This window comes from Streptomyces yamdrokensis (assembly GCF_053890455.1).
The window spans coordinates 1703509-1727598 of the sequence record NZ_CM132679.1; the positions used below are offsets into that span (position 1 = coordinate 1703509).

The 24090-nt window shown below is 72.0% G+C and carries 23 protein-coding genes and 1 pseudogene; 11 read left to right on the forward strand and 13 right to left on the reverse strand.

From position 1 onward, the window contains the following. Positions 1-173: 173 nt before the first annotated feature. The 3 genes from ACWZEH_RS07020 to ACWZEH_RS07030 all read right to left on the reverse strand — a co-directional run bounded on the left by ACWZEH_RS07020 (position 174) and on the right by ACWZEH_RS07030 (position 3043). Complete coding sequence (locus tag ACWZEH_RS07020; RefSeq protein WP_456196603.1) at positions 174-791, reverse strand: TIGR03086 family metal-binding protein; 618 nt, start codon at positions 789-791, stop codon at positions 174-176. Positions 792-914: 123 nt separating this feature from the next. Further along, the gene (locus ACWZEH_RS07025; protein WP_456196605.1) at positions 915-2105 is read right to left on the reverse strand and encodes a hypothetical protein; all 1191 of its coding nucleotides are present in this window, start codon (positions 2103-2105) and stop codon (positions 915-917) included. Next, complete coding sequence (locus ACWZEH_RS07030; RefSeq protein ID WP_456196607.1) at positions 2102-3043, reverse strand: 5-dehydro-4-deoxyglucarate dehydratase; 942 nt, start codon at positions 3041-3043, stop codon at positions 2102-2104. Before ACWZEH_RS07030 ends, ACWZEH_RS07025 begins: the two co-directional genes overlap by 4 nt. A gap of 232 nt (positions 3044-3275) precedes the next feature. Between ACWZEH_RS07030 and ACWZEH_RS07035 the strand changes: the two genes are divergently transcribed. From ACWZEH_RS07035 to ACWZEH_RS07070, 8 genes are all read left to right on the forward strand, one after another. Beyond that, positions 3276-4085 carry an NAD-dependent epimerase/dehydratase family protein gene (locus tag ACWZEH_RS07035; protein WP_456196609.1) on the forward strand — a complete coding sequence of 270 codons (810 nt, stop codon included), beginning with the start codon at positions 3276-3278 and terminating at the stop codon, positions 4083-4085. A gap of 286 nt (positions 4086-4371) precedes the next feature. Further along, positions 4372-5142: a DeoR/GlpR family DNA-binding transcription regulator gene (locus ACWZEH_RS07040; protein WP_456196611.1), complete on the forward strand. Its 771-nt coding sequence runs from the start codon at positions 4372-4374 to the stop codon at positions 5140-5142. 173 nt (positions 5143-5315) lie between these two features. Then, the gene (locus ACWZEH_RS07045) at positions 5316-6689 is read left to right on the forward strand and encodes an ABC transporter substrate-binding protein (protein WP_456196613.1); all 1374 of its coding nucleotides are present in this window, start codon (positions 5316-5318) and stop codon (positions 6687-6689) included. Next, the gene (locus ACWZEH_RS07050; protein ID WP_456196615.1) at positions 6686-7627 is read left to right on the forward strand and encodes a carbohydrate ABC transporter permease; all 942 of its coding nucleotides are present in this window, start codon (positions 6686-6688) and stop codon (positions 7625-7627) included. Before ACWZEH_RS07045 ends, ACWZEH_RS07050 begins: the two co-directional genes overlap by 4 nt. Continuing rightward, on the forward strand, positions 7624-8487 hold the full coding sequence (locus ACWZEH_RS07055; RefSeq protein WP_456196617.1) for a carbohydrate ABC transporter permease: 864 nt from the start codon (positions 7624-7626) through the stop codon (positions 8485-8487). The genes ACWZEH_RS07050 and ACWZEH_RS07055 overlap by 4 nt, the downstream gene beginning before the upstream one ends. Continuing rightward, the gene (locus ACWZEH_RS07060) at positions 8484-9473 is read left to right on the forward strand and encodes a zinc-dependent alcohol dehydrogenase family protein (protein ID WP_456196618.1); all 990 of its coding nucleotides are present in this window, start codon (positions 8484-8486) and stop codon (positions 9471-9473) included. The genes ACWZEH_RS07055 and ACWZEH_RS07060 overlap by 4 nt, the downstream gene beginning before the upstream one ends. A gap of 103 nt (positions 9474-9576) precedes the next feature. Next, positions 9577-9801 (forward strand): hypothetical protein, encoded by a 225-nt coding sequence (locus ACWZEH_RS07065; RefSeq protein ID WP_456196620.1) that lies wholly within the window; start codon positions 9577-9579, stop codon positions 9799-9801. 95 nt (positions 9802-9896) lie between these two features. Beyond that, positions 9897-11111: a TerD family protein gene (locus tag ACWZEH_RS07070; RefSeq protein WP_456199477.1), complete on the forward strand. Its 1215-nt coding sequence runs from the start codon at positions 9897-9899 to the stop codon at positions 11109-11111. 54 nt (positions 11112-11165) lie between these two features. Here the strand turns inward: ACWZEH_RS07070 and ACWZEH_RS07075 are convergent, their stop codons facing one another. From ACWZEH_RS07075 to ACWZEH_RS07100, 6 genes and pseudogenes are all read right to left on the reverse strand, one after another. Then, on the reverse strand, positions 11166-11789 hold the full coding sequence (locus ACWZEH_RS07075; protein WP_456196622.1) for a TetR/AcrR family transcriptional regulator: 624 nt from the start codon (positions 11787-11789) through the stop codon (positions 11166-11168). A gap of 68 nt (positions 11790-11857) precedes the next feature. After that, positions 11858-12178, reverse strand: a pseudogene (locus ACWZEH_RS07080) (1-aminocyclopropane-1-carboxylate deaminase); the annotation flags it as partial. Then, positions 12171-12899 carry a DUF2306 domain-containing protein gene (locus ACWZEH_RS07085; protein ID WP_456196623.1) on the reverse strand — a complete coding sequence of 243 codons (729 nt, stop codon included), beginning with the start codon at positions 12897-12899 and terminating at the stop codon, positions 12171-12173. The pseudogene ACWZEH_RS07080 and the gene ACWZEH_RS07085, both read right to left, overlap by 8 nt. A gap of 146 nt (positions 12900-13045) precedes the next feature. Then, positions 13046-13642 (reverse strand): TetR/AcrR family transcriptional regulator, encoded by a 597-nt coding sequence (locus ACWZEH_RS07090; protein ID WP_456196625.1) that lies wholly within the window; start codon positions 13640-13642, stop codon positions 13046-13048. 298 nt (positions 13643-13940) lie between these two features. Continuing rightward, positions 13941-15398 carry an alkaline phosphatase PhoX gene (locus ACWZEH_RS07095; RefSeq protein WP_456196627.1) on the reverse strand — a complete coding sequence of 486 codons (1458 nt, stop codon included), beginning with the start codon at positions 15396-15398 and terminating at the stop codon, positions 13941-13943. Between the two features lie 291 nt (positions 15399-15689). Further along, a complete protein-coding gene (locus ACWZEH_RS07100; RefSeq protein WP_456196628.1) occupies positions 15690-17123 on the reverse strand; it encodes a hypothetical protein in 1434 nt (477 codons plus the stop codon). A 407-nt stretch (positions 17124-17530) separates the two neighbouring features. On the opposite strand from ACWZEH_RS07100, the gene ACWZEH_RS07105 reads away from it, so the two are divergent. After that, the gene (locus ACWZEH_RS07105; protein ID WP_456196629.1) at positions 17531-19357 is read left to right on the forward strand and encodes an endonuclease/exonuclease/phosphatase family protein; all 1827 of its coding nucleotides are present in this window, start codon (positions 17531-17533) and stop codon (positions 19355-19357) included. 96 nt (positions 19358-19453) lie between these two features. Here the strand turns inward: ACWZEH_RS07105 and ACWZEH_RS07110 are convergent, their stop codons facing one another. After that, complete coding sequence (locus ACWZEH_RS07110) at positions 19454-19837, reverse strand: DUF3618 domain-containing protein (RefSeq protein WP_456196631.1); 384 nt, start codon at positions 19835-19837, stop codon at positions 19454-19456. Further along, a complete protein-coding gene (locus ACWZEH_RS07115) occupies positions 19834-20238 on the reverse strand; it encodes a phage holin family protein (RefSeq protein WP_456199479.1) in 405 nt (134 codons plus the stop codon). Before ACWZEH_RS07115 ends, ACWZEH_RS07110 begins: the two co-directional genes overlap by 4 nt. 230 nt (positions 20239-20468) lie before the next feature. On the opposite strand from ACWZEH_RS07115, the gene dapA reads away from it, so the two are divergent. Beyond that, a complete protein-coding gene (gene dapA / locus ACWZEH_RS07120; protein ID WP_456196633.1) occupies positions 20469-21398 on the forward strand; it encodes a 4-hydroxy-tetrahydrodipicolinate synthase in 930 nt (309 codons plus the stop codon). 28 nt (positions 21399-21426) lie between these two features. Here dapA and ACWZEH_RS07125 read toward each other — a convergent pair whose 3' ends face one another. Next, the gene (locus ACWZEH_RS07125; RefSeq protein ID WP_456196635.1) at positions 21427-21912 is read right to left on the reverse strand and encodes a carboxymuconolactone decarboxylase family protein; all 486 of its coding nucleotides are present in this window, start codon (positions 21910-21912) and stop codon (positions 21427-21429) included. Positions 21913-22059: 147 nt separating this feature from the next. Between ACWZEH_RS07125 and ACWZEH_RS07130 the strand changes: the two genes are divergently transcribed. Continuing rightward, positions 22060-23007 (forward strand): RNA polymerase sigma-70 factor, encoded by a 948-nt coding sequence (locus ACWZEH_RS07130; protein ID WP_456196637.1) that lies wholly within the window; start codon positions 22060-22062, stop codon positions 23005-23007. An 88-nt stretch (positions 23008-23095) separates the two neighbouring features. Here the strand turns inward: ACWZEH_RS07130 and dapD are convergent, their stop codons facing one another. Next, positions 23096-24085, reverse strand: coding sequence for a 2,3,4,5-tetrahydropyridine-2,6-dicarboxylate N-succinyltransferase (gene dapD, locus ACWZEH_RS07135; protein ID WP_456196638.1), 990 nt, complete (start codon positions 24083-24085; stop codon positions 23096-23098). Positions 24086-24090: the final 5 nt, after the last annotated feature.

Below are 24090 nucleotides of genomic sequence, written 5' to 3' on the forward strand. Positions count from 1 at the left end.
CATATATGACGTACGAAGTACGACGCGATGAAACTAAGAGCGGTCCGGAGTTTCGTCAATGCTTCCGACAAAGGAAGTTCAGGTTTCCGTCACCGCGCGCGCACCGGCCGGGCACCCGCGGCGGCCGGGCACCCGTCCTGCCCGGGTGCCCGGCCGCTCGGGAGATCTCCCGGTCAGGTCCTGGGCGTCCATCCCGGATCGCGGCCGCTCAGCCCCACCGTCCGGTCCAGCAGCGGGGCGTCGGACGGTACGGGCACGACGGGACCGAAGACGCCCTCGCCACCGTTCCGGCCGGGTTCCGCCGCGGCGGCGAGGAGAAAGGCGTGCACGGCCGCCAGTGCGGCGGGGTCGGGGGCGTAGTCCTGGCCGGTGGCGCGGGCCAGGTCCCAGCCGTGGATCACCAGTTCGTCGGCCGCCACGGCTCCGGCCACCTCGCCGGGCAGGTCGACACCTCCGGCCCTGGTCATGCCGGTCCGGGCCGCGGGGTCCCGCCACGCCTCGGCGAGTTCGCCGAGCACCACGGGCAGGTCCTCGCGCCAGCCGGGGGCGAGCTCCGGCAGGACGGCGTCGGGGCTGGTGTCGGTGGTGGCGCCGAAGTTCCTGCGCCCCGCGTCACGGAAGGCGACGCACAGTCCGGCGAGGTGGCCCAGCAGGTGGCGCACCTCGTACTTCGGGCAAGGTGTCCCGGCCGTCAGCTGCTCGTCGGTGACGGCCTCGGCGAGACGTGCCACGATCCGCGTCTGCGGTCCGAGGTCGAGGGTCGGGGTCGGGGTCGGGGTCGGGTCGGTCATGGGGTGCTCCTCACGTTTCCCCTCGCGGCACCGCGTGCCCGGACCCGGGCGGGACCGGGCACGGCGCCGCCGGCGGTTCGGCTCCTGGAGGGTGGACCGGCCCCGGCCCCGGAACTCATCGCCTCAGAGGGCGGCGAGTGCCCCGCTCACCTGCTCCAGATCGCCGTCCGAGGCCAGCCCCGCGTGATACAGCCGCAGTTCCGTCGCGCCGAGGCGGCGGGCCTCGGTCGCGTCCGCGGCGAGGGTGGCGGGGCTGCCGCCCATGCCGGAGACGACGGTGAAGTTGGCGGCGAGGACCGCGCCCGGACGGTTCGCCCGCGCCTCCCCCGCCCCCCGCGCCTCCTGCGCGAACGGGGTCAGCGAGGCGGGACTTCCCGTGCAGGGGACGACCACGCCGTCGGCGACGGAGAGGATGTGCGCGGGGTCGACGCCGGCGTTGGCGCCGCAGTGGTAGGAGACCGGGTCCGCGTGCAGCAGGACCTGGAAGTCCTCGGGGGCCGCGTCGCGTACCGCCAGGACCGCCGCCTCCTGGAGCGTGCGGGCCGTCGCGTCGCGCCACGCGCGCGTGGCGGTCGCCGTGTCCTCGCCGAGGAGCCTGCCCACTCCCGCCCAGCCTCCGTCGGAGGGCGCCCCCCGCCACACCGGTTCCAGGGCGGCCCGTACGGTCGCGGCCAGTTCACCGGCGTCCAGGTCCTGGGCCCCGTAGCCCTCGCGGCAGGACGGGCAGAAGCACAGGGACATCAGGTACTGCCCGGCGTCGCCCAGGCCGACGCCGGCGGTCTTGTCGTGGGCGTGCAGGTGGGCGAGGCCGTACCAGCCGAGGGACTCCAGTTCGGTGCCGCTCGCCCCGGGCCGTACCGCGGCCTCCGCGGCCAGGGCGGTGAGGTAGGCGCGCGTGGCGGGCTGCGCGATGCAGGGGGCCCAGGGGTAGCGGTCGCCGTAGGCGTTGACGACCGAGGTGTCCGGATGGTCGGCGCCGAGGCGGGAGTTGTGCGCGAGCACGACCCAGGTGTGCACCTGCAGGCCGACGGCCGCGAGCGCGTCGGCGGCCTCGCCGAAGGCGTCGCCGGGGGCCCAGTCGCCGGACGGGTACGGGCGCGGGGCGCGGCCGGCCCAGTGGGCGCCGGGCGGGTAGAGCACGGCCGCGTGCTCGGCGGTGACGACACGGTGGCGCGGGTGACGGGGAGTCAGCGCGCGCGTGGAGTGGTAGGCGGAGGCGAGCGTCACCTGCGCCACACCGAGCCCGGCGATCCGCGCGGGAGCCTTTGGATCCCCGTTGACGTCCCAGGGGTAGACGAACGCCGATGCCCTCACTTGGCCTCCTCGATCAGTGCGAGTCCCCGCTCGATCAGCCGAGCGAGCCGCTTGACATGATCCCCGGCCGGTTCGTCGAGCGGCGGCCGGACCCCGCCCACGTCCAGGCCGCGCAGCCGCACTCCGGCCTTGACCAGGGAGACGGCGTATCCCCGGCCCTGGTCGCGCAGTTCGACGAAGGGCCGGTAGAAGCCGTCGAGCAGGCGGTCCACGGTGGCCCGGTCACCGGTGTGCAGGGCCTGGTGACAGGCGAGGGCGATCTCGGGGACGAAGCAGAACACCGCGGACGAGTAGAGGGTGATGCCGAGGGCGCGGTAGGCGAGCTGGGTCTGTTCGGCGGTGGGCAGCCCGTTGAAGTACAGGAACTCGCCGGGGACTTCGGTGCGTACGGCACTGACGATCCGCTGCATGTGGTCGAGGTCGCCGTGGCCGTCCTTGAGGCCGATGATCCCCTCGGTGCGGGCCAGGTCGACCACGCCCTCGGGCGTGAACAGCGCGTTGTCGCGCTGGTAGACGATCACCGGGAGGGCGGTCGCCGCGGCGAGTTCGCGGTAGTGCCGGACCAGTCCCGCCTGGCCGGCCCGCACCAGGTAGGGCGGCATGGCGAGCAGCCCGTCCGCCCCGGCCCGCTCGGCGATCCTGGCCCAGCGCACCGCGAGGCCGGTGCCGTACCCGGCGCCCGCGACGACCGGGACACGTCCGTCGGCCGCCTCGACGGCGACCCGCACGCACGCCTCGAACTCCTCGGGTGTCAGGGCGTGGAACTCCCCGGTGCCGCAGCAGGCGAAGACGGCGGCGGCACCGGCCTCGATCCCGCCGCGCACATGGAGCCGGTAGGTCTCGAGGTCGACGGAGCCGTCGGGGCCGTAGGCGGTGACCGGGAAGAACAGCGGTCCGCTGGGGATGCCGAGTCGGGCGGCGAGAGGGGCTGGCGTCACAAGCTCTCCCAGGTCCATATTCTTGATTGACGTCTACATCTCTGAACGGTGTCACGCTAGAGCGCCCCCAGGACACCGGTCAAGCACGCCGACCCGTCACACGCCGATCGATTCTCCCAGCCCACGGGAGGGTGGGGGATACTTGACGGGCGGCGGGACACCTCCTTACCGTGTCCACGCATATGAATGCCGTGCGCGCACATGCACGGCCGGTGACGCAAGGAGATCCTCGATGCCCGCTCCCCGCACCGTCCTGCTCACCGGCGCCGCCGGCGGCCTCGGCACCCTGATGCGGGGCCTGCTCCCGGACTACGGCTACGAACTGCGTCTGCTCGACCTGCGGCCGGTCGAGGGCGAGCCGGACGCGGTCGTCGCGGATCTGGCCGACCGGGAGGCCGTGCGCGAGGCGGTCCGCGGGGTCGACGCGATCATCCATCTCGCGGGCATCTCCCTGGAAGCCCCGTTCGAGAAGATACTCGCGGCGAACATCGAGGGCACCTACCACCTGTACGAGGCCGCGCGCGAGGAGGGCGTGGGGCGCATCGTCTTCGCCTCCTCCAACCACGCCGTCGGATACACCCCGCGCCCTCAGGGCGACGACCCTCTTATCCCCGTCGACACCCCGCGCCGCCCGGACACCTTCTACGGTCTGTCCAAGTGCTTCGGCGAGGATCTCGCCCAGCTGTACTGGGACAAGCACGGACTGGAGACCGTCTCCGTACGCATCGGCTCCTGCTTCCCCGAGCCGACCAGCGTGCGGATGCTCTCGGTGTGGATGAGTCCCGCCGACGGCGCCCGTCTCCTCCACGCGGCCCTGACCGCCGAGGGCGTCGGCCACACGGTCGTCCACGGCTCGTCCGACAACACCCGGCTGTGGTGGGACCTCACCTCCGCGCGCGCCCTCGGCTACGACCCGCGGGACGACTCCGAGCCGTTCGCCGCGAAGCTCGTCGCCGAGCAGGGCGAACTGGACCCGGCCGACCCGGCACAGGCACGCCTCGGCGGGCACTTCGTCACCGACCCGCCGATCTGGCCGTACTGACGGCACCGGCGGCGCGGTCACGGCGGAAAATCGACGTCCACGGCGGCGGGCGGGCACCGAACGGGCCCGCCCGCCGCCGCATTCGGGCATCCGCGATGCCCGCTTCCCCGCCCCTGTCCGCCCCCCGCCCAGGTCCCGGGCGGGCACCTCCCGAGCCGAACGGGCACAAACGGGCAGGACCGGTCACGCAACAGGCCTGGTCAGCTCCGCACACCCGCTGTACAACTTCCTGCAGGCCCTCACGGGGCCCGAACGGGCAACCAACGCAGGAAGCAGGTGTGCGGCCATGAGCGACAGAACGGCCGAGGAGCGCCAGCGCGAGATCGTGCGGGTGGCGCGCGCCACCGGCTCGGTCGACGTGACAGCGCTCGCCGCCGATCTGGGCGTGGCCAAGGAGACCGTACGGCGGGATCTGCGCGCTCTGGAGGACCACGGCCTGGTGCGCCGCACCCACGGCGGCGCCTATCCCGTGGAGAGCGCCGCCTTCGAGACCACGCTCGCCTTCCGCGCCACCAGCCATGTGGCCGAGAAGCGGCGGGTCGCGAACGCGGCGGCCGAGCTGCTCGGCGACGCGGAGACGGTGTTCGTCGACGAGGGCTTCACCCCGCAGCTCATCGCCGAGGCACTGCCCCGGGACCGGGCACTGACCGTGGTCACCGCCTCCCTGCCGGTCGCGGGCGCGCTCGCCGAGACCGGCACCGTGTCCGTCCTGCTGCTCGGCGGCCGGGTCCGCTCCGGCACCCTCGCCACCGTCGACCACTGGACGACGAGGATGCTCTCCGGTTTCGTCATCGACCTGGCGTTCATCGGCGCCAACGGCATCTCGCGCGAACACGGTCTGACCACGCCCGACCCGGCGGTCAGCGAGGTCAAGGCACAGGCGGTGCGGTCCTCGCGCCGGGTGGTGTTCGCGGGCGTCCACAGCAAGTTCGGGGCGGTCAGCTTCTGCCGGTTCGCCGACGTCGGCGCACTGGAGGCGATCGTCACCAGCACGCTGCTTCCGGCGGCCGAGGCCCACCGCTACTCCCTGCTGGGCCCCCAGGTCATCCGCGTCTGACCGACGACGACCCGTCGGACCCCACCGCACCACGACACCACCGCACCACAACACCGATTCACCAGCTCATCTGTCCACCAGCTCAGCGATTCACAGCACAAGGTTCCACTTCCCCACGGGCAGAGCCGCCCCAGGCCGCGCCCGGTACCTCCCTATACGTCCAGGAGCGATCCATGCGAACCCAGAGCCGTCGGAGGCCGCCGCGAGCCACACTCGCCGCGGTCGCCGCAGGGACGCTGCTCGCCCCGCTGCTCTCCGGCTGCTGGGTCGGAGCAGGCGGGGCCGGATCAGGCGGTGACGCCATCAACGTCCTGATGGTCAACAACCCCCAGATGGTGGAGCTGCAGAAGCTCACCGCCGCGCACTTCACCAAGGACACCGGCATCAAGGTGAACTTCACCGTGCTGCCGGAGAACGACGTCCGCGACAAGATCAGCCAGGACTTCGCCAACCAGGCCGGCCAGTACGACGTCGCCACCCTGTCCAACTACGAGATCCCGATCTACGCCCGCAACGGCTGGCTCAAGGAGATGGACTCCTACGTCGACGAGGACCCCGACTACGACGAGCAGGACGTACTCAAACCGATGCGCCAGTCCCTCACCGGGGACGACGACAAGCTCTACGGCCAGCCCTTCTACGGCGAGTCGTCGTTCCTGATGTACCGCAAGGACCTCCTCGAGCGGGAGGGCCTGACGATGCCCGCCAACCCCACCTGGCAGGAGGTGGGCGAGATCGCGGCGAAGCTCGACGGGGCCGAGCCCGGTATGAAGGGCATCTGCCTGCGCGGTCTGCCCGGCTGGGGCGAGGTCATGGCACCGCTGACGACCGTGGTGAACACCTTCGGCGGTACCTGGTTCGACGAGGACTGGAACGCCCGCCTGGACTCCCCGGAGTGGCAGGAGGCGGTGAAGTTCTATGTCGACCTGGTGCGCGAGCACGGCGAGGCCGGCGCCGCCCAGTCCGGCTTCGCCGAGTGCCTGAACAACACCACCCAGGGCAAGACCGCGATGTGGTACGACGCCACGTCCGCGGCCGGCTCCCTGGAGTCCGCCAACTCCCCCGTCAAGGGCAAGATGGGCTACGCCCCCGCTCCCGTGGAGAAGACGGAGTCGGCCGGCTGGCTCTACACCTGGGCCTGGGGCATCCAGAACGCCTCCCGGAACCCGGACAACGCCTGGAAGTTCGTCTCGTGGGCCTCCAGCAAGGAGTACGAGCAGCTGGTCGGCGACGAGATCGGCTGGTCCAACATCCCGGCCGGCAAGCGCGCCTCCACCTACGAGAACCCGGACTACCGCGCGGAGGCCGCGGCCTTCCAGGAGATGACCAGGAAGGCCATCGAACAGGCCCGTCCGGACGACCCGGGTGTGCAGCCGCGGCCCGCGCCCGGCATCCAGTTCGTCGGCATCCCCGAGTTCACGGACCTCGGCACCCAGGTCTCCCAGGAGATCAGCGCGGCCATCGCCGGACGCCAGTCCGTCGAGTCGGCCCTGAAGAAGTCCCAGCAGCTCGCCGAAGAGATCTCAGAGGAGTACGAGGGCCGATGACCGCCACGACAACGGCCCCCGTGGCCGCCCCGGACCTCCGCCCCAGCGGCAAACGGCGCTCCGACCGGCTGCGCGGATGGGCCACCAGGGCCCCGCTGCTGCCCGCCCTGATCTTCATGATCGCGGTGACCCAGCTGCCCTTCGTGGCGACGCTGGTGATCTCCTTCTTCGACTGGAACTCCCTCTACCCCGATGCCCGGGAGTTCGCCGGCTTCGCGAACTACGGGGAGGTCCTCGGCGACTCCGACCTGCGCCAGTCGGTGTGGACGACGATCCTGCTGACGGTGGCGGTCGTCCTCACCAGCCTGGTCCTCGGACTGCTCCTCGCCCTGCTCCTCGACCGGAAGTTCCGCGGCCGGGGCATCGTCCGCACCCTGCTCATCGCCCCGTTCCTGGTGGTGCCGGTGGCGGCGGCCCTGCTGTGGAAGCACGTCCTCTACAACCCCGAGTACGGCCTGTTCAACGGTCTGCTGCACTACGTCGGCGGCCCGCAGCCCGACTGGATCTCCGACACGCCGCTGCTCGCGGTGGAGGCCGCGCTGGTGTGGCAGTGGACGCCGTTCATGATGCTGATCCTGCTCGCCGGCCTGCAGAGCCGGGACCAGGAGCAGATCGAGGCGGCCCGGGTGGACGGCGCCGGCGACTGGCAGATCTTCCGCCATCTGACCCTGCCCCACCTGCGCCGCTACCTCGAACTGGGCGCCCTGCTCGGGTCGATCTACATCGTGCAGAACTTCGACGCGGTCTTCACGATCACGTCCGGCGGCCTGGGCACCGCCAACCTTCCGTACACCGTGTACCAGACCTTCTACCAGGCCCACGAGAACGGTCTGGCCTCGGCCGCCGGTGTCCTGGTGGTCATCGGCTCGATCATCATCGCGACCTTCGCCCTGCGCGTCGTGTCGTCCCTGTTCCGCGAGGAGGCGTCCCGCGCATGAGCACCATCGCTGCACCCGACCGCGGCCGGCCGCGGACCCGGATCCGCAAGGGAGCGGGGCTCGGCCTGGTGGCCTGGCTGGCCGGCATCGTCTTCTTCCTGCCGATCGCCTGGATGGCGCTGACGTCCTTCCACTCCGAGGAGGACGCGGCCACCAACCCGCCGTCGTTCACCGCCGCCCTCACCCTGGACGGCTACCGGGAGTTCTTCGGCGCGGGCGGTGGCGCGAGCCCCTGGCCGTCGCTGATCAACTCGACGGTGGCGTCCGTGGCCTCGATGATCCTGGTCCTGCTGCTCGCGCTCCCGGCGGCGTACGCCCTGTCCATCCGGCCGGTGAAGCGGTGGACGGACGTCCTGTTCTTCTTCCTCTCCACCAAGATGCTGCCGGTCGTGGCGGGCCTGCTGCCGCTCTACCTGTTCGCCAAGAACGCCGGGATGCTCGACAACATCTGGCTGCTCGTCCTGCTCTACACCTCCATGAACCTGCCGATCGCCGTGTGGATGATGCACTCGTTCCTCTCGGAGATACCGGTCGCGGTGATCGAGGCCGCCCAGATCGACGGGGCCCGGCTGCCGACGGTGCTGGCCCGCATCATCGCCCCGATGGCGCTGCCCGGCATCGCGGCGACGGCCCTGATCTGCTTCATCTTCAGCTGGAACGAACTGCTGTTCGCCCGGGTCCTGACGGGTGTGGTCGCCGAGACCGCCCCCGTCTTCCTGACCGGCTTCATCACCAGCCAGGGCCTGTTCCTGGCCAAGGTGTGCGCCGCGTCGCTCGTCATCTCCCTGCCGGTGCTCGCCGCGGGGTTCGCCGCCCAGGACAAACTCGTCCAGGGCCTGTCGTTGGGAGCCGTGAAATGAAGGCCGCCGTCATCGAGTCCGTGGGCCGGGCCGTCGTCGCCGAGGTCCCGGACCCGACGCCAGGGCCCCGCGAGGTCGTCGTCGAGGTCGCGGCCTGCGGGCTGTGCGGCACGGACCTGCACATCCTGCAGGGCGAGTTCGCTCCCGAACTGCCGATCGTGCCGGGACACGAGTTCGCCGGCGAGGTGGTCGGCGTCGGCTCCCGGGTCACCGAGGTGTCGCTCGGCGACCGGGTCGCCGTGGACCCCTCCCTGTACTGCTACGAGTGCCGCTACTGCCGCACCGGCCACAACAACCTGTGCGAGCGCTGGGCGGCGATCGGTGTCACCGCGGCGGGCGGGGCGGCCCAGTACGCGGTGGCCCCGGTGGCGAACTGCGTCAAACTGCCCGAGCACGTCCGTACCCAGGACGCGGCCCTGATCGAGCCGCTCTCCTGCGCGGTGCGCGGCTACGACGTCCTGCAGTCCCGCCTCGGCGCGCACGTCCTGATCTACGGCTCCGGGACCATGGGCCTGATGATGCTGGAGCTGGCCAAGCGGACCGGCGCGGCGAGCGTGGACATGGTGGATCTGAACCCGGCCCGGCTGGAGACCGCCCGGCAGCTGGGCGTCTCCGCCTCGGCGGCGAACCCTGACGAACTGGACCGGCCCCAGGGCTGGGACCTCGTCATCGACGCCACGGGCAACGCGGCGGCGATCCAGGACGGCCTGGACCGCGTGTCCAAGGCGGGCACCTTCCTGCAGTTCGGCGTGGCCGACTACGCGACCCGCGTGACGATCGACCCGTACCGCATCTACAACCAGGAGATCACGATCACGGGATCGATGGCCGTCCTGCACAGCTACGAACGGGCGGCGGAACTCTTCGCGAACGGCGTGCTGGACCCCGAGGTCTTCATCAGCGACCGCATCCCGCTGGACCGGTACCCGCAGGCGCTGGAGCAGTTCGCGGCGGGGATCGGCAGGAAGATCGTGGTCGTGCCGTAGGAAGAGGCGGCCCTGGGGGCGCGGCTCCCAGGGCCGGGGAGGGCAGGGGCGGTGAGGACGAAAACCCCTGGGCGCCCCGCCCCCACCGCCGTACCATCTCCGCATGCCCCGACCCCACGGCTTCGCCCACGAGGCCCACGCCAACGGCAGTGTGCGCATCACCCACCACAACCGCCCCGCGACCGTTCTGAACGGCGACCGGGCCGCCCGTTTCCTCAGCGAGGTCACCGCCACCGGCGACCCCCAGCTCGTCATGGCCCGCTGGACCGGCGACTACAAGCACGGCAACGAACGCACCGCCCGCGACCACCCCCGCAACCGCCGCTGACCGGGCCGCCGAGCGGCCGGAAACCGACTGCGCCGAACGGGGCACAGGTAAGGGAACGGCAAAACGCCCCCGCTCGTTCACCCGGCATGACAGCTATGACCCCCGGCTCGAACATCCCTCTTCCCACCGCCCGCGTGACGGTGGACGTCGCCGCCCCGGTGCGGCTCGACGTATCGGGCCTGCTGCTCACCGCCGACGGCAAGGTGCGCTCCGACGACGACTTCATCTTCTACAACCAGCCCGCGGGCCCCGGCGTGACCTACCGCTCCGGCGGCGGCAGCGCTCCGGACGCCATCACGATCGACACCACGGCCGTCCCGCCCGGCATCGAGAAGATCGTCGTCACCGCGAGCCCCGACGCCCAGGGCCAGACGTTCCAGGGCATCGAACCGACCGCCACCATCCGGAGCGCGGACGACAACGCGGTCCTGGCCACCTTCACTCCCCCGCGCCTCGGCGACGAGACCGCCCTGGTGATCGTCGAGGTCTATCTGCGCAACGGCGCCTGGAAGGCCCGCGCGGTCGGCCAGGGCTACTCCAACGGCCTGGCCGGCATCGCGACCGACTTCGGCGTCACGGTCGAGGAACCGGCCGCACCCGCCCGGCCCGCCGCTGCGGCGCAGCCGGCCACTCCCCCTCCGCCGGCGCCCCCGGCCCCGCCGGTGGCCGCCCCGCAGGCTCCGCCCGCACCCGCCGCGCCCCCGGCGCCGTCCGCCGCCGCGCCGGGCACCGGGAAGATCAACCTGGACAAGGGCCGGGTCAGCCTCCAGAAGAACCAGACCGTCTCCCTGATGAAGGGCGGCCGGCCGCTGCTCTCGCAGGTCCGGATGGGCCTCGGCTGGGAGCCCGCGTACCGGGGCAAGGACATCGACCTCGACGCCTCGGTCATCGCGTACGGCCCGCAGCGCAACCACATCGACAGCTGCTACTTCGGCAAGCTCCAGATCGTGAACGGCGCGGTCAAGCACTCCGGTGACAACCTCACGGGCGAGGGCGGCGGGGACGACGAGACGATCACGGTCGATCTCGGCCGCCTCCCCCAGGACGTCTCCGGCCTGGTCTTCACGGTGAACTCGTTCTCCGGCCAGAAGTTCACCGAGGTCGCCAAGGCGTACTGCCGCCTCCTGGACGCCGCCACCGGCGAGGAACTGGTGCGCTTCGACCTCACCTCCGCCGAACCGCAGACGGGCGTGATGATGGCGAAACTGATCCGCCAGTTCTCCGGCGAGTGGGAGATGACCGCGATGGGCGACTTCGTGAAGTCCCGCACGGTCAGGGGCATGGTCAAACCGGCCGCCCAGGCGCTGTAGAGCACTTCCCGGTCCGGGTGTGCCCGAGGGCAGGGGCGCACCCGGACCCGCCTGCTACGGCAGCCGCGGCGGCTGCGGCGGCGGCCGCAGGCCCTCCGTCAGCAGCCCCAGGTACCGGCGGATGTGCTCCCCCTTCCCGTCCGCCAGTTCGGAGGCCGTGGCGACCCCGTGGGCCAGGCGCAGCACGTCGACCGGCTCGATGTCCCGGCGCAGCGTCCCCGCCTCCTGGGCTGCACCGACCAGCCGCGCCACCGCGCCCTTCAAGGGCTCGCAGCAGTCGGTGGTGTCGCCGGCCCGACCACCGTCGCCACCGACGCCGCCCTCACCCCCGCCGCCGCCGACGGCGGAGCCCAGCAGGGCCCGCAGACCTCGGATCCGGATCATCCCGGTACCGAGTTCGTACAGCCACTCGGTCAGCGCCTCACCGGGCGGCAGCCGTTCGGCGAGTTCGCCGGCGCGCGCGGCGATCGCGTCGATGCGGCCGACGTAGACGGCCTCCAGCAGCGCCCGGCGCGTGGGGAAGTGCCGGTAGAGCGTGCCGGAGCCGACCCCTGCCCGCTTGGCTATGTCGTCGAGCGAGGCGCCCTCGCCATAAGTGGCGAACGCCTCGACGGCCACTTCCAGCAGCCGCGCGTGATTGCGCCTGGCGTCCGCCCGCATGGCTCTGACCTGCGCCATCAGCCCTCAGCCCTTCCCCCCGACCCCGGCAGCCCTCTCCGTACCCTACCGAGGGCCCGGGGCGGTCGGAACAGCGCGCTGTACGCGTTCGGCGCCGGCCGCCCGTCCGGACGGGCGTGGGGGACGGTGGGCTCGCGGCCGGTCCCGCCGCGGGACACCAGGTCGACGAGTCCGGCCGTCGGCCTGCCCTCGTACACCGGGTCGGTGACCACCCCCTCGGTGCGGGCGGCGAGCCGCACCGCCTCCGGCGTCGCCCCCTCGGGGATCCCGTGGGATCTCGTGGGTGCCCGTGTGGTAGCGCTCGTCCAGTCCCACGTCCTGTTCGGTTCCCGGCGTACGCCGATGAGCCGGCCGGTGTTCCGCGCGATCCGCGTGATCTGCTCACGGGTGGGCGGTCGTGAGATGGAGGGCGGGCAGGCCGCGGCGGCGGATCATGAACTCGGCGATGACCAGGTTCGGAAGCCAGCACAGGAAGGCCAGCGGCGAGTAGGCGTTGGTCATGACGCTTTCGAGCGAGTCCGAGTCGTCCATGAACGGGATCTGCACAAGGACCAGCATGCCGAACCACAGACGCAGCGTCACCGCGGCGTAGGTGAGTGCGAAGTTCCTGATCACCCAGGCCTGATGGCTGCGGACGTCACGCGCGCGGATCGTCCTGTACGCCCGCCAGGCCGTCCAGCCCCACACCGCGGACAGCGAACCGAACCCGAAGAACCCCAGCATCCCCACCGTGCTGAACATCGACATGATGAAGCCGGTCAACGCACCGAGGCCGACGCCGACCAGGTACGCCCGCCCCGTCCACCGGTGCAGCGCCCGACGGCGGGCGCGGATGCGCCGTGCGAACTGCCACGGCCCCAGGGCCAGTGCCAGTCCGGCGAAGACGATGTGCAGGTAGAACGTCAGCTGAATCGGCCATGCCTGGGAGGCGTAGTCGGCAGCCAGCCCCACTTCCCGCCGGCCCAGATCGTCCAGCTTGCCCTGCGCGTACTGACCGGAGAAGTAGCCGGCGATCGCCACCGACGAGAGGGTGACCCAGACCCGGCTCCACCGCCCCCGGCTCGATGGCCGGCGGGGCTTGGATTCTGCGGGTGGTGGGACGGCGACCATACGAACTCCCGGCTCTCTTGGCTGTCACTCGTATGTGAGCGCCACTAACATACATCAATGTTAGCAGCGTTCACATACGGTCGGCCGAGGTCCGGGCCACGCCCCGGGGTCACGGGAGCCGAAACCCTGCGGTCTTTGTACCGGTGTCAGAGGCCGAGCAGCGCCGACAGCGTGTCGCCGGCGAGTTCCTCGGGTGGCACATCCATGGCGAACCGTTCGGTCAGCCCTCGCAGGCTCAGGACGGCAAGCCCGTGCAGGGTGGCCCATACGGACCTGGCCAGCAGCTCCGCCGACGGGACGGTGGAGAGCAGTTGCGCCTGCTGGGCTTCGGCGACGGCACACCGGAGGATCTCGAAGGAATCCATCCCGGCCGAGACCGGTGCGCCTTTGGAGGGACTGCGGAACATCGTCACGAACAGTCCAGGATGCTCCTGCGCGAACCGCACATACGCCCCGCCCAGCCGCAGCAGCCGCTCCCCCGGATCACTGGCGCCGGCCGCCGTCTGTCCGAGGTACTGGTACAGCGTCGCGTAGCCGTCTGCCGCCACGGCCTCCAGCAGTTCGTCCCGGCCGTCGAAGTGGCGGTACGGCGCGGAAGTGCTCACACCGGCCCGGCGCGCCACCTCGTTGAGGCTGAACTGCTCGTGCCCCCGCTCGGCCAGGATGTCTCTGGCACCGTCGATCAGCGCTTGCCGAAGCGCTCCGTGGTGGTAACTCGTGCGCGCCACCTGCTTGGATTCCATCCGTCCAAGCTAGCAACGAGCGTCGCCGACGAGTGTCCGAGCAGGGCTTGGCGCCATCCGCCGACGGCACCGGCCTTGTCCCCCGCGGCGGCGCGATCACCCGGAAGGCGCGCCGCACGGGCCACCGCCGCGGGGAACCGGACCCGCCGGTTCCCCGCGTGCCGGCGACGGCTCACCTCCGCGGGCCCGCGTCGTGCCGGACACTTGCTCCACCCCGTCTCCCGCGGCCGTTCACCTGCCCCGTCGTGCTCGGGGCGGCCGCGGGCCGGGCCCGGCGGAATGGTTCCGTGCCGCGGGTTCAGTCGCGCTTCTGGCGCTTCCAGGGGCCCGTGATGGCGAGCATGATGCCCGGTTCCTGGATGTTGGCGTACAGGGTCTTCCCGTCGGGCGAGAAGGTGACGCCGGTGAACTCGCTGAACTCCGGCTCCCGTTCCGTGCCGATGTTCAGGTCGTTGCGGGCGATGGGGTAGGTGCGTCCACTGTCGGTGGCGCCGAACAGGTGCTGCACGCCGTCGCCGTCCTCGGCGATGACCAGGCCGCCGTACGGGGAGACGGTGATGTTGTCGGGGCCGTCGAAGGCGCCGTCCCTGGAAGGATCGGGGTTCACGCCGAGCAGGACCTTGAGGGTCATGGTGCGACGCCGCGGGTCGTAGAACCAGACCTGCCCGTCGTGCCGGCCCGGGCTCTCCTCACGGGCGTACGAGGAGACGAAGTACGCCCCGCCGTCGCCCCACCACATGCCCTCCAGCTTGCGGCCGCGGGTGATCTCGCCGGCCCCGAACTGCTCGCGCACGGAGAGGGACTGCGCGTCGCGGTCGGGCACGTCCACCCAGTCGACGCCGTACACCGTGCCGGTCCGGGTGGCGCGGGAGAAGTCGTCGACGAACCGGCCGCCGGAGTCGTAGCACTTGGGCGCCTGGAGGACGCCCGCGTCGTCCGCGAGGGTGCGGAACCTGCCGGGGCCGTGGCGGAAGTCCTTCGGCGGGGTCCAGCGGAAGAACAGGCCGTTGGGTTCGTCGGCGTCCTCGGTGAGGTAGGCGTGGCCGCGCCCCGGGTCGATGACGACGGCCTCGTGGTCGTACCGGCCGAAGAACTTCAGGGGCTTGGGATCCCGGTTGGCACGCCGGTCGGCGGGGTCGACCTCGAAGACGTAGCCGTGGTCCTTGGTCATGCCGTTCTCGCCGGCCCGGTCGGAGTTCTCCTCGCAGGTGAGCCAGGTGCCCCAGGGGGTGCTGCCGCCCGCGCAGTTGTTGGCGGTGCCCGCGATGCCGACCCACTCGGCGACGCTGCCGTCGGGACGCACCTCGACGACCGTGCAGCCGCCGGGCGCGCCCGGGTCGTAGACCAGACCCTCGGTGAGTGGGACCGGGTGCTCCGCCTCGTCGCGCGGGCCGTCGATCTCGTGGTTGTTGACCAGCAGGGTGGTACCGCGGGGACCGTCGAAGGCGGCGGTGCCGTCGTGGTCGGAGGGGGTGTACTCGCCGGACTCCAGCCGGGTCTTCCCGGTGTACGTGAGGGTTCGGTAGGTGAAGCCGGCCGGCAGGGCGAGGATGCCGGCCGGGTCCGGGACCAGGGGGCCGTAACCGACCATGGGGTGGGGCTGCCGGTCCGCCTCCCGCTCCTGACCCGCGCTCTCGGCGTCGTGGGACGCGAGGGCGCCCGGGGCTGAGGCGAGGGCGCCTACGCTGCCCACCAGTGCGACACCGGCGCCGGCGACCGCGGATGTCCTGGCGAAGTCCCTGCGGGTGAGCGGCATGAAGCCTCCTGTGACGGTGGGTTGCCGTGCGGGGGTGACGGGTCAGGCCTCGTTCACCGTCACGCTTCCGCCCGTGCCTGAACACCGGCTGAACTCCGCGGGGCTCCCCGGCGGCCGCTTCGGTGAACCGCGCGCGGCCACGTCGGTGGGCCCGCGCGAACACGTCGGTGGGCCCGCGCGAACACGTCGGTGGGCCGCCCGCGGCCCCTTCGGCAGGTCACGCGCGGCCGCCCGCCCTGCCCGGCGACCGGCGCGAGGCATCCGCCCGGCCGGTCAGCCCCCTCCCGAGGGTCAACCACCCTTCTGCGAACGCGCCTTGAAGGCGGCCTTACGTGCGGCCTTGGCGATCGCCCTGTCCGGGTGCAGCCGCCCCATCGCCTCCAGCACGTCCGCCGTGGCAGGGTGCTCCACCCGCCAGGCGGTGGCGAAGAAGCCGCTGTGCTGGCGGGCCAGGCCCTCCACCAGGGCCTGCAGTTCCTCGGAGTGGCCCTCGGCCGAGAGCTGTGCGGCCACCGTGTCGATGGTCAGCCAGAAGATCATGGCCTCGGAGGGCGGCGGTACGTCCGTCGCCCCGTGCTCGGTCAGCCACACCCGGGCCAGCCCGCCGAGTTCCGCGTCGTCGAGCACCTCGCGCAGGGCGGGCTCGGCCGAGACACCGACCAGCGACAGCGCCTGCTGGCACTGCAGCCGCCGCAGCGGCGCGTTCTCGTCGGTGCCGCGCGCGGCGGCCAGCAGCTCCCGGGCCGCGGCGAGGGGTTCACGGCGGGCGAGCCACTGCTCGGTCTCCGCGTGGGCCGCCGCCGGCGGGAACAGGGAGGTGCCGTCGAGCAGCGCGTCGGCGCCCTTGTCCGTGAGGTCCCCGACCGCCGGGGCGTCGAACCCGGCCTCCAGCAGGCGGGCACGCAGCCCGTACAGGCCGAGTGGGGTCAGCCGCACCACGCCGTAGCGGGTGACGTCGGTGTCGTCCTGGGGCGGCGCGGGCTCCTCGCCCCCCTCGGCCAGCAGCGCCTCGTCGACCGGCTGGTACTCCACGAGTCCGGCCGGTTCCAGCAGGCGGAACCGGTCGTCCAGCCGCATCATCGCGTCGGAGACCTGCTGGAGCACGTCGTCGGTGGGCTCCGGCAGGTCGTCGGGGACGATCACGGAGGCGGCCAGCGCGGGCAGCGGCACCGGCGGGCCGACGGGCCCCGTCTCACCGGCGGTCAGGAGATACAGGTTGCCGAGGACCCCGTCGAGGAACTCCGCCTCGGCGTCGGGGTCCCAGTCGACCGAGGAGAGGTCGAGTTCGCCGGAGCCGTCCCCGGTGGCGAGCGCGTCGACGAGCCCGTCCAGGTCGGGCACGCTCGCGTCGGCGAGCACCGTCTCCAGAGCGGCGAGCCACACGGCGAGGACGTCCTGCGGCGAGCCACCGGTGAGCAGCGCCAGGTCGGCGCCCGCGGTGACGGTGCCCTCCTCCTCGTCGACGACGTCGACGAGCCCGGCGTCCACGGCGACGCGCCATGCGGCACTGGCGTCGGCGGTGGCGTCCTCGCCGCTCAGCCCGAGCACCTCGGCCGCCGCGGGCAGCTGCTCGTCGACGAGTCCGCCGCCGGCGTCGACCCGTGTTCCGGGCCCGGTCCAGCGGGCGAGCCGGGCGGCCCGGGACAGCAGCGGCGTGGACAGCGCTTCGCGCGCCAGCTCCGCTTCGGGGTGCAGCCGCGCCGGCGGCATGGAGCTGTCTGACATCGGCTGTTCTCCTCCGGAAAGACCCAGGTCCTGACCTCGGCGCCTTCTACGACTCAGCCGCTCAGCCTAGACGGATTTCCACCCAAGCCGCCCGCTTCACCTCTGCTTCAGCCCCTGTACATGGCTGAAACCTTGACAAGTGGCCCGGCCAGGCTGGAGATTGACGCGCGTAGAAGTCGGCGGACAGTTGTCCACCGGAGTGGGATCCGCCCATGGACGCCTTTCACAGAGGCATCCTGGGGGTACCCGCAGGGCTCACGGGACCGCACCCTCTACGCGCGTCACACCTGCCCGACCCGCCTCACACGTCCCCTCGGTCCCACCGGCCCGGACCGCTCCCGCCGTCCCAGCACGTCGCACGTTCTTCCCCTCGTCCCGGCACTCATCACATTCCCGGAGGGAATCCGTTGCCGAGCAAGCCGTCCGCGCGTCTCGCCGCGCTCACCGTCGCCGCCGTGTGCGCGGCGTCCACGATCGTCCTCACCTCGCCCGCGCACGCGCAGTCCGTGCGCATCCACGACATCCAGGGCGACACCCGGATGTCTCCCTACGTCGGGCAGCAGGTCACCGATGTGGCCGGAATCGTCACAGGCATCCGCACCTACGGCTCGTCCCGCGGATTCTGGATCCAGGATCCGGCCCCGGACGCCGACCCGGCCACCAGTGAGGGCGTCTTCGTCCACACGGGTTCGACCCCGCAGGGGGTCGCCGTGGGCGATGCCGTCACGGTCTCCGGCACGGTCACGGAGTACGTCCCCGGCGGCACGTCCTCCGGCAACCAGTCGCTGACGGAGATCACCCGCGCCACGTTCACCGTCGTCTCCGGCGGCAATCCGGTCCCGGCCGCCACCAGGATCGACGCCGGGTCGGTCCCCGCCGCCTACACCCCGGCCGGGGACACCGCGGCGAACGGCTCGGTCAACGCCCTGCCGCTGCGCCCGGGCCGCTACGCCCTGGACTTCTACGAGTCCCTCGAGGGAATGAACGTCCAGGTCTCCGACACCCGCGTGGTCGGTGCCACCGACCCGTACACCGAGCTCTGGGTCACGGTGAAGCCGCGGGAGAACCGCAACCACCGCGGCGGCACGGTCTACGGCTCCTACCACGCCCAGAACACCGGGCGTCTGCAGATCCAGTCCCTGGGCCGGGCCGCGGACTTCCCCGATGCCAACGTCGGCGACACCCTCGCCGGCACCACCGCGGGGCCGCTGGACTTCAACCAGTACGGCGGCTACACGCTGGTGGCCGGCGAACTCGGCACGCTCGAGAGCGGGAACCTGCGGCGCGAGTCCACCCGCGCGCAGCGCTCCGGCGAACTGGCGGTCGCCACGTACAACGTGGAGAACCTCGACCCGTCCGACGACACGTTCGCCGCGCACGCCGAGGCGATCGTGGGCAACCTGAAGTCGCCCGACATCGTGTCCCTGGAGGAGATCCAGGACGACAACGGTGCCACCGACGACGGCACGGTCACCGCCGACCTGACGGTGACGAAGCTGATCGACGCGATCGAGGCGGCGGGCGGCCCGCGCTACGACTGGCGCGGGATCGACCCGGCCGACAAGACCGACGGCGGCGAGCCGGGCGGCAACATCCGCCAGGTGTTCCTCTTCAACCCGGACCGGGTCTCCTTCACCGACCGCGCGGGCGGCGACGCCACGACGGCCACCGGCGTCACCAAGGTGCGTGGCAAGGCGGCCCTGACGGTCTCCCCCGGCCGCGTCGCCCCTCGGTCCGAGGCGTTCGAGGACAGCCGCAAGCCGCTGGCCGGCGAGTTCGTCTTCCGCGGCCGCACGGTGGTCGTGGTCGCCAACCACTTCGCCTCCAAGGGCGGCGACCAGGCCCTGACGTCGCAGTACCAGCCGCCGTCGCGCGGCTCGGAGAAGCAGCGCCACCTCCAGGCGAAGGAGGTCCACGACTTCGCCGCGAAGGTCCTCGCCGCCCAGAAGAACGCGGACGTCGTCGTCCTCGGCGACATCAACGACTTCGAGTTCTCCACGACGACGAAGATCCTCGAGGGCCGGGGCACTCTCTGGTCGGCGGTCAGGTCCCTGCCGAGGAGCGAGCGTTACTCATACGTCTACCAGGGCAACAGCCAGGTTCTGGACCAGATCCTGATCAGCCCGTCGATCCGCCGCGGCGGGGCGTTCACGTACGACAGCGTGCATCTCAACAGCGAGTTCCACGACCAGATCAGCGACCACGACCCGCAGATCCTGCGCTTCCGCCCGTAGGGCGTACACACCTGCACCCGTACACCCGTACCGAGGGCCGGCCGGACGTTCCCGTCCGGCCGGCCCTCGGCCGTGCCCGCCCGACCCGGTCCGCCGTCAGTGCGCCCCGCGCCGCCTCAGCACCGCGGTCGCCGCCAGTCCGGCCACCGTCCCGCCGGCGACCATCACCGGCCACGGCTTGCGCGTCCCGGCCCGCCGGACCTGCGTGGCGTTGCTCCGCAGCTGCACGGTCACCGCCCCGGCCTTGTCGCGCAGGTCCTCCACGCGGGCCATCGCGTTCCCCTTGACGTCCATCTTCCCGGCCAACTGCTCCACCGTGTCACCGAGTTCGTGCCGCGTCCGCTCGATCTCCCGCCGCAGCTCGTCCGGCCCCTTGGCCCCGCGGGCGGCGTCCTTCTCGGCATCGGCCTCGATGTGGGCCCCGGAAGCGGAACCCACCGCCTTCGCAGGCGCGTTCACGCCGTTCACATCCCGCGTCATCGGTGTGCCCTTTCCCTGATCTCCTCCACGTCGGCCCTCACGCTGCCCAGCGCCTGCTCCGGAGCCGCCGGCGTGGCCTTCCGCAGCTGGCCGCGTCCGAGCACGGCCAGCACACCCGCGATCACGAACAGCACGGCCGTGACGATCAGCGCCGCCGCCCACACCGGCAGGACGAGGGAGAGCGCGGCGCCCCCGGTGAAGGCCGCCGCGAGCAGGCCCGCGTAGGCGAAGGCTCCCGCCCCGCCCAGCATGCCGCCGCCGATTCCGGCCCGGCGGCCCTTCTCGGCCAGCTCCACCTTGGCCAGGGCCACTTCCTGCCGCACCAGCCGGGAGACCTGCTCGGTGGCCTGTCCGACGAGTTCACCCACGCTGTGCTCGTCATGGCTGTGGCCGTCACGCATGCGCGTGCCGCCGCTGTACTCGCGCCTCTGCTGGTCATGGCCGTGTGTGTCGCGGGCCGGACGGTGCTCGATGGTTGCGGTCACGGCATTCCGCCTCCTCTCGGTCGGGACCGTTCGAGTACCCGGACCGCGCGTCCCTTATCCCGAGCCGCCATCGATTACCAATGCTTACCGGTAGTAGGTAGTAGATATAAGTGGAGCTACGCATTGATCGCACCGAGACTACCCCCATGACCACTCCGCTCCCCTCCGCGTCCCCGTCCGCCCCCTCCGCGTCCCCGTCCCCCTTCGGCCGCGCCCTCTGCGCCATGGTCACCCCCTTCACCCCTGCCGGTGCCCTGGACCTGGACGGAGCCGCGCGCCTGGCCGACCACCTGGTGAGCCGCGGCTGCGACGGCCTGGTCCTGTCCGGTACGACGGGAGAGTCCCCGACCACGACGGACGCCGAGAAGTACGCCCTCGTCACAGCGGTACGGGAGGCCGTGGGCAGCCGCGCCGCGATCGTCGCCGGAGTCGGCACCGCCGACACCGCGCACACCGCCGCACTCGCCCGGGAGGCCGAGAAGGCGGGCGCGGACGGCCTCCTGGTCGCCGCCCCGTACTACAGCCGCCCGCCACAGGACGCGATCGAGGCCCACTTCCGCGAGATCGCGGACGCCACGGGCCTCCCCCTCGCCCTGTACGACATCCCGGCCCGCACGGGCACCCGCATCGAGCCCGGCACGATGCTGCGGCTCGCCGAGCATCCCCGGATCGTCGCGGTGAAGGACTGCTCGCACGACTTCCTGGCCGCCCAGAAGATCCTCGCCCGCACGGACCTCGCCTACTACGCGGGCTGCGACGAGCACATCCTGGCCCTGTACGCGGTCGGCGGCGCCGGTTACGTCAGTACGGTCGCGAACGTGGTCCCGGACCACCTGCGCGCCGTCCTGGACGCCTTCGACGCGGGCGACACGGCACGCGCGGCGGACCTCCAGCGGCGGGCGACCGCCCTCATCGAGGCGATGACGGCCGGCGGCCTGCCCGGCACGGTCACGGCCAAGGCCCTCCTCACCACCCTGGGCCTGCCGGCGGGCCCGGTCCGCCGGCCCCTGAGGCCGGCGGACCGGAAGACGACCGACAGCCTCGGGGCGCTCCACGGGAGCCTCACAGCAGGCTGACCGTCACCGCTCGCCGCGCGCCCGCCCCTCAGTCGAGGACGTGGGCGAACACGCCCGGCTCGTACGCACCTCCCTTCCGGTGGACGATCACGGCGAGCCGGTTGGCCGCGTTGATCAGGGCGACCAGGGCGACCAGGGCCGCGGTCTGATCGTCGTCGTAGTGCTTGCGCACCCGGGCCCAGGTGTCGTCGGACACGCCGTGACGGGCGTCGCCGAGCCGGGTGCCCTCCTCGGCGAGGGCCAGCGCGGCCTGCTCGGCCTCGGTGAACACCGTGGACTCGCGCCAGGCGGCCACCAGGTTGAGCCGGACCGCGCTCTCACCGGCTGCGGCGGCCTCCTTGGTGTGCATGTCGACGCAGTGGCCGCAGCCGTTGATCTGGCTGGCGCGCAGCGACACCAGCTCCTGCGTGGACCGGGGCAGCGGCGACTGCTGGATCACCAGGCCGGCACCGGCGAACCGCTTGACGAACTTGAGGGCGAGTTCGTTGGCGAACAGGTCGAATCGGGCATCCATGGTGTCGTCCTCACTCGTGTTCACTCGTGGTGGTGCATCGGACGAACACGAGATGCCGCCCGCCGGCTTCGTGTGACAGAACCGTCCTGTGACGCAGGCCACGACAGACGGGTGTCACAGGATCGCGGGGGCCGGTGTCCTGTGCGCATGACGCAGTCGCAAGCGAAGGAGCGTCCGGTGAAGAGCGAACGAAGCGAGCCCGCGGGCGACGCGGGAACGGATGCCGCCACCGAGGCGTTCGTCGACCACCGCAGTCTCCTGTTCACGGTCGCCTACGAGATGCTGGGATCGGCCGCCGACGCGGAGGACGTGCTGCAGGAGACCTGGCTGCGGTGGACGGGGGTCGATCTCGGGACGGTGCGGGACCGGCGGGCGTACCTGGTCCGGATCACCACGCGCCAGGCACTGAACCGGTTGCGCACGCTCGGCCGCCGCAAGGAGTCCTACGTGGGCTCGTGGCTGCCCGAGCCGCTGCTCACCACGCCCGACGTGGCGGAGGACGTCGAACTGGCCGACAGCGTCTCGACGGCGATGATGCTGGTGCTGGAGACGCTCACGCCGACGGAGCGGGCGGTGTTCGTGCTGCGCGAGGTGTTCGCCCTGGAGTACGGCGAGATCGCGGAGGCCGTCGACCGGAAACCGGCCGCGGTCCGCCAGATCGCACACCGCGCACGCGCCCACGTGGCGGCGCGCCGTCCGCGCGGACACGTGTCGTCGGCGGACTCCCAGAAGGCGCTCGACGCGTTCCGTCGGGCGGTCGAGACGGGAGACCTCCAGAACCTGCTCGACATCCTGGCACCGGACGTCGTCCTGCTGGGCGACGGCGGCGGGGTCAGGCAGGCCGTCCTGCGGCCCGTCGTCGGGGCCGACAAGGTGGCCCGCCTGCTGGCCGCGGGCCTGGGCAGGATCCCCGCCGGTTCCTCGTTCCTGCCGGCCCAGGTCAACGGCCGCCCGGCGCTGCTCCTGCGGGTCGACGGCGAACTCGACACCGTCCTGACGGTCCGCGTCGAGGGCGGCCTCGTCACCGGCCTCTACGCCGTACGCAATCCGGAGAAGCTCTCCCACATGCGCCGGGAAACAGTCCTGAGCCGCTGAGGCCGGGACCCGGAACCGTCGAGGGAGATGCCCGGGTGCGGTCGTCGCACCCGGGCGTGCTCACGGAGCGGGATCCTGCGGCTCCCCGTCAGTTGTGGCTGTGCAGGACGTCGTTCAGGCCGCCCCAGACCGCGTTGTTCGGGCGGGCCTCGACCGTGCCGGTGATCGAGTTGCGGCGGAAGAGGATGTGGGAGGCACCGGACAGCGCGCGGGCCTTGACGACCTCGCCGTCGGGCATGGTCACGCGGGTGCCGGCCGTGACGTAGAGGCCGGCCTCGACGACGCACTCGTCGCCGAGCGCGATGCCGACGCCCGCCTCGGCGCCGACCAGGCAGCGCTCGCCGATGGAGATGATCACGCTGCCGCCGCCGGACAGCGTGCCCATGGTGGAGGCGCCGCCGCCGATGTCCGAGCCGTCGCCGACGACGACGCCCGCGGAGATGCGGCCCTCGACCATGGAGGTGCCGAGGGTGCCCGCGTTGAAGTTGACGAAGCCCTCGTGCATGACCGTGGTGCCCGCGGCGAGGTGGGCGCCCAGGCGGACCCGGTCCGCGTCGGCGATGCGGACGCCCTTGGGGACGACGTAGTCCGTCATCCGGGGGAACTTGTCGATGGACGTGACGGCCAGGTGCAGGCCCTCGGCGCGGGCGTTCAGCCGCGCCTTCTCGACGTCGTCGACGGCGACGGGGCCGAGTGAGGTCCAGGCGACGTTCGCGAGGAAACCGAACATGCCCTCCAGGTTCTGGCCGTGCGGCTTGACCAGACGGTGCGAGAGCAGGTGGAGGCGCAGGTAGACGTCGTGCGCGTCGGTCGGCTTCTCGTCGAGCGAGGAGATGACCGTACGGACCGCGACCACTTCGACGCCCCGGCGCGCGTCCGGTCCGATCGCCGCACTCGCCCCGGCGCCGAGGAGTTCGGCGGCGCGCTCGGCGGACAGCCGTTCGGTGCCGGACGGGCCGGGCGCGGCGGCGAGTTCGGGGGCGGGGAACCAGGTGTCGAGGACGGTTCCGTCGGCGGTGAGGGTGGCGAGGCCGGCGGCCACTGCGCCGGTGGTGCTCTGAGCAGTCGAGTCGGTCATGAGGG